The sequence below is a fragment of the Mitsuaria sp. TWR114 genome (genome assembly GCF_007997345.1).
Genome location: NZ_VOSR01000862.1, coordinates 1 through 1,604 on the forward strand (window position 1 = coordinate 1; position 1,604 = coordinate 1,604).

Annotated in this window: 2 protein-coding genes; both read left to right on the forward strand. The window is 73.9% G+C overall.

Annotated features, from left to right (window positions below; genetic code table 11):
• Positions 1-53 precede the first annotated feature (53 nt).
• The gene (locus FUT87_RS25045; RefSeq protein ID WP_147242755.1) at positions 54-1,184 is read left to right on the forward strand and encodes a PilX N-terminal domain-containing pilus assembly protein; all 1,131 of its coding nucleotides are present in this window, start codon (positions 54-56) and stop codon (positions 1,182-1,184) included.
• Positions 1,181-1,604, forward strand: a 424-nt coding sequence (locus FUT87_RS25050; RefSeq protein ID WP_147242756.1) for a prepilin-type N-terminal cleavage/methylation domain-containing protein, incomplete at its 3' end; no start/stop codon positions are given. The genes FUT87_RS25045 and FUT87_RS25050, both read left to right, overlap by 4 nt.

The window sequence follows — 1,604 nt, forward strand, 5'->3', positions numbered from 1 at the left end:
CAGCTGACGGTGCGTGGCCTCGTGCGCAACGACGCGCTCGCGGGAGACTGCCCATGACCCGGCGCCTGCAACGCGGACTCGGCACGCTGGCGATGTGCGTCGTGCTGCTTGGCGTACTGGCGCTGGGTGCCGCCTGGGCCACGCGCCAGTTGACGACGGCCGAGCGCGTGGCCGCCAATGACCACCGCGCCGCCACCGCCTTCGAGGCGGCCGAGGCCGGCATGGCCTGGGCGATCGCGATGCTCAACGGCGGCCATGTGGACGACAGCTGCCGGCCGGCATCGCATCCAGCCGGCCCGAGCGCCGACATTGCCGCCACCGGCGACTCCAGTGCCTCCGCGACCGACTTCCGCAGCCGCTTCCTGCAGCTCGGCGCGGACGGGCATTACCGCGCGAAGCCCATCGCCCCAGCCACCGGGGGCGCGATGTCCCCGGCCTGCACGAACACCGGGCCGCTCCGCTGGACCTGCCAGTGCGCGACCCAGGGCGATCCATCCAGCGCATCGCCCACCGCGGACTCACGGCCCGCGGATCCGCAACCACGCTTCACCGTTCGTTTCACCGACGCGGGCCCGGCAGGCCAACTGAAGCTGATCGTGCGCGGATGCAGCGACCGCCGGGCCGACTGCGACGACCTGTCCGAAGGCCCCTCCGGCCTTGCCGAGGCCGCCCGGCATCTGGCCCTGCTCAGCGCCCTGCGGCTGCCGCCGCCGCAGGCGGCGACCGAAGGGCCGGGCAGCTTCCTGCGCGTTTTCGGTTATCCGGCGATGCGATATCGCAGTCAGCCCGCCATCGCGCGCATGCGCTGCGACGCCGACTGCGGCGCGCCGCTCGCCCAGGCCCTGGCGCGGGGCCGTCGCCTGATCTGGATCGACGGCGACGCGCGCCTGAGCGAGTGGCCGCCGGCCGCGCTGGACGGCACGCCCCTGGTGCTGGTCGTCGACGGCCGCCTCGACCTCTCCGCGCCGGGCAGCGCGCAAGGCGTGATCTATGCGCGGGAGGGCATCGGCTGGCACCCGCCCGTCGGCCAGGCCGCCTCCTGGCGCGGCGCGATCGTGACCGACGGCGTCTTCGACCCGGAAAAGACCGTCACCCTGACCCACGATGCCGCGGTGCTCTATCGCGTGCATCGCCAGATGGGCAGCTTTCTACCCGTCCCTGGTGGCTGGAGCCCCACGCGATGACCGACGCCCGCGCCCCTTTCCCGCATGACGGCCGGCGTCGTCGCCGCGGCTTCACCCTGGTGGAAGCCTTGATCGCGCTGGCCTTGCTCGCGATCGGCACGGCAGCGCTCATGGCGCTCCAGGTCCGTCTGCGACTCGTTGTCGACGACATCCGGCACCAGGAGCAGGCGCTGCGCCTGGCGCGCAACGAACTCGAGCGCTGGCGATGGCGGCCCGACGGCCCGGCCCCCTCGCTGACCTGGGAGGGCCCGGCCACCGAGTTCAAGCTCGACGCGCAGTCCGCGCCCTGGCACGAACCGACGCCGCCCGGCGGCCTTCCAGCGGACGGTCTGGCGGACGCGCTCATGGCCGACGTCTCGCCGCCGCGCGCGGTCCACCTGCGGTCCACTGGACCGATCGCGCCGGCAGGCCGCGGTCGCT